Genomic DNA, 3,693 nt, shown 5'->3' with positions numbered 1-3,693 from the left:
AAAAAAGCAGCATAAAAGGATTACGAAGTTTTTCTAAAGGTTTGGAAAACGATCTGGATGCCGTTGAAAATGCGGTAGCTTATGACTATAGTAATGGTTTTGTAGAGGGAACTAACAGCAGGCTTAAAATGATAAAACGTACTATGTACGGAAAATGTAACAGAGAGTTGCTGGAAGCAAAACTGCGCTATATGAGGCAAGAGAGAAACGGATAATTGCGGAAGAAACTCCTGCACAAGAATATGCATTACTGGTAATAGGGATATTGTTGCAGGATATTGGATGGGGAATGATACAATTTAGAGAACTATTATTGATATTAACAGAATACTTGTTTTTGCTGATAAGGACGGTATACTGAGAGAGCAATCTCAGCGGAAGATTCTTACCATTGCAGATATGATAATTTGCGGACAAGGAGAGGGAGCATGGCGACCGATTCCTTACAATATGGGGATAATTTTTACTGGTATGAAATCAATTGCAATTGACTGTACAATTGCAAAATTAATGGGAATAGATCTTGATAGTATTTGGGAAAATTATAATGCCCTATGGATGGGAAAATTGATATTTAAGTGGAGAATGCATGTGATGGCTACACCAGAACAATATAAAGAAAAAGAACTTGATAATTGTACCTTAATAAAGGCTGTATTAATGTTAGCTGTGTGCCTTGGACATTGTGCTAATTTTTGGACCGGTGGGTGGTTCAATGTTGTAACACCAAAGTATCAATCAGATACTTTGATATTTATATCCAAATGGCTGAATTCGTTTCATATCTACTGTTTCGTGCTTATTTCTGGTTATTTGTATTCTTACAATCGGAATGAATGTGGTAAATATAATGTCTACAAAACATTTATAACAAAAAAAACAAAACGATTAATTCTTCCGTATGTGTTTGTAACAATATCGTTTGTGATACCAATTGAATCATTTTTATACGATTATTCGTTAGAACAGATAATTGAAAAATATGTTTTATGCGAAAGCCCAAGCCATTTGTGGTTTTTATGGATGTTATTTTGGCTATTCATTATAATTTGGCCATTAACAAAGAAATTTTCTAATGACTGGATGGCAATTGTTATATCTACTATGTCTTATGTAATAGGTACCTTAGGTGGGCTGCGTATTCCAAACTACTTTTGCATTTTTACTTCTTTATCTTATGTTCCTTTTTTTATCATTGGTATGAAGCTGAGAGAAAAACGGAACTGGTTCATTCGAAAAGTTTCTTTGACTATATATTGTGTTTTATATATTATTTGTTTCATGGCATGGTCATACTTTGCGGATGGAATAAATAGCATAGAAAAGATTATTTACATTGGATTAGGATTGGTATTACATATTATTGGGGCAATCAGCATTTTTTTTCTTCTTCAAAGGTTAGCAAATATCATTACATGGGAAAAAAGTAAGCTGTGGGGATTTTTGTCTAAAAGATCGATGATGGTTTACTTATATCATCAACAATTGATATATTTTTCAATACTATGGTTTAACGGTTTAGTTCCGCCATTTTTTAATTTCCTTTTAAACTTTGGGGTTGCCTTAGTGGGAGCGCTAATCATAAGTTCTGCTCTCTTGAGATTTAGATACACACGATTTTTTTTCAACAATAGAAATTAGACTAACTTGGCAATGAAGCAGAAGCGGGGCAGGAGCTCCATCCCTGCCGGAAGAAGATCAGAATTGTACGGTATGCGGTACGCAGATGACCCTGAGCGGTGAGGATTATGTTCGCCTGGAGCTGGAGTTCATTCCCGCTACATGCAAGGTGAACGAATACTACAGCCAGAGTTACGGATGCCCATTCTGCAAGGAGGGGCTCAGCGATACAGAAAAAACTGCGATCAGAAAGTCTCAGGTGCCGGATGCCCTGGTAGGGAAAGGCTCTGCCTCGGTATCCACCGTTGCATGGACCATGTACCAGAGGTATGTATGCCAATGGGCTTCCCCTTTACCGGCAGAAGAAAGTCTAGAAGCAGTATGGGTCCAGATCAGCCGGACTACCCTTGCTAACTGGATCATCTACTGTTCGCAGAACTATTGTATGATTACTTTCACCGCGGACTTCTGAAACGGAACTTTGCAATGGCAGATGAGATCCGGACCAGGTGCTGAAAGAGGAGCGGAGCAGAGCCCAGACCAAGTCATTCATGTGGCTGTTCGCGGCGAGGACGGATTTCCGGCGATCATCCTGTATGGCTATTCCCCGACCAGGAGCGGCAGCCATGCAAAAGAGTTTCTGGAAGGCTTCAACGGGTATCTGGATACCGATGTGGATATAAGGGTTACAAATGCTTACGAATAAACAATATTTGGAGAATACAATATGATTTCTAATCCTTTATTTATGGAGAATACTCAGAAGATTTTATGCCAGCTTCTTGCAAATGTATTATTTCAGGAGGAGCTTCCTGGTGATATAGGAAATGTACCAAATTGGGAAGCGGTGTATAAAGAAAGTAAAAAACAGGCAGTTGTGATACCGGCTTTTCTGAAGTATGATAAGCTGCCGCTTGACCCCAAAACGAAAAGGGAAGTAGAAAATTCTGTAAAAATGCATATCTTTCAATGTGTGCAAAATTATTCTTATCACAGCTATCTCCATGAGCTAATGACAGAAAATGGGATTTCATATTGCATTTTAAAAGGAGTGGCATCATCTTCATATTATCCGGAGGAGATGAGCCGTCAGATGGGCGACGTGGATTTTCTTGTTGAGGAAGAAGATTTGGAAACTGTTACAATGATTTTAGAGAAAAATGGCTTTGCGTCATCAGGAGAGGAGCATGCATTCCATAAAGCCTTTACAAATCGACAGATTCAATTAGAGATGCATTTTATGCCCTGTACGCTCCCGGACGGAAAAGCAGGCGATGTTATCTGCAACTATTTTAAGGATATTCAGAAAACATCTGTAAAAATTCAGGACGAAACTTTTAAATTTCAGATTCCCGATAGTTTTCACCATGGACTGATTATGCTGATGCATGTACAGCGCCATTTAGTAGGGGAAGGGATTGGCCTGAGACATTTGTGTGACTGGGCTGTTTTTGTAAATACTTTTTCTGAAGAAGAATTTGAAAATCTGTTTCGGGAGCGTCTGGAGAAAGCAGGACTTTGGACTTTCGCCACAATTCTGAGCCTGGCAGCAACCGTATCTATTGGTCTTCCCTATCAAAAGTGGATGGGAAATAATGTTGCGCTCGCGGAAGCACTGGCGGAAGATATTTTATCTGGAGGAAATTTTGGATCCAAAAGTAACCAAAGAGCCTATGAAGGGATGATGATTTCAGACAGAGGAAAAGGAAACTTTGGTCATAGTCGGCTTGTACAGCTTATAAATACATTGAATCATATGAGCTATAAGCTTTATCCTATTACAAAAAAGATTAAAATTTTACTCCCATTTATCTGGTGCTTTTTGTGCATGAGGTACCTAGTGCGAGTAATATCCGGAACTCGTAATAAGGTTAATCTGCAGACGATGTATAAAAACAGCTTGTCCAGAAAAGAAATGTACAAAAAACTGAAATTATTTGAAGTTTGAGCGATTCACAAGGTATGGATCAACTAAAAACACGGTAAGACTATTCAGAAGTAAGTAGGTAATCATCCGTATCTTCAAATCCCTTCCATCATTTGATAAGATGTTCTCAAATGATGGAGGTGATA

Annotated in this window: 5 protein-coding genes; all 5 read left to right on the top strand. The window is 38.4% G+C overall.

All coding sequences use genetic code 11. The features are described from left to right. Positions 1–215: transposase (locus B5F53_RS19310; protein WP_140398287.1), on the top strand; the 215-nt coding region annotated here is incomplete at its 5' end. Between the two features lie 256 nt (positions 216–471). Further along, a complete protein-coding gene (locus B5F53_RS19305) occupies positions 472–1,641 on the top strand; it encodes an acyltransferase family protein (RefSeq protein WP_162610656.1) in 1,170 nt (389 codons plus the stop codon). A 43-nt stretch (positions 1,642–1,684) separates the two neighbouring features. After that, positions 1,685–2,092, top strand: a complete 408-nt coding sequence (locus tag B5F53_RS20500; protein WP_330396252.1) for an IS66 family transposase zinc-finger binding domain-containing protein — start codon at positions 1,685–1,687, stop codon at positions 2,090–2,092. Between the two features lie 21 nt (positions 2,093–2,113). Further along, complete coding sequence (locus tag B5F53_RS20495; RefSeq protein ID WP_242970377.1) at positions 2,114–2,326, top strand: IS66 family transposase; 213 nt, start codon at positions 2,114–2,116, stop codon at positions 2,324–2,326. A gap of 21 nt (positions 2,327–2,347) precedes the next feature. Beyond that, complete coding sequence (locus B5F53_RS19295; RefSeq protein WP_087227098.1) at positions 2,348–3,568, top strand: nucleotidyltransferase family protein; 1,221 nt, start codon at positions 2,348–2,350, stop codon at positions 3,566–3,568. Positions 3,569–3,693 lie beyond the last annotated feature (125 nt).

The sequence above is a fragment of the Blautia sp. An249 genome, assembly GCF_002159835.1.
GTDB lineage: Bacteria > Bacillota > Clostridia > Lachnospirales > Lachnospiraceae > Blautia_A > Blautia_A avistercoris.
The sequence above is the reverse complement of the archived record's forward strand: the minus strand, read 5'-3'. Positions and strand labels throughout refer to the sequence as shown.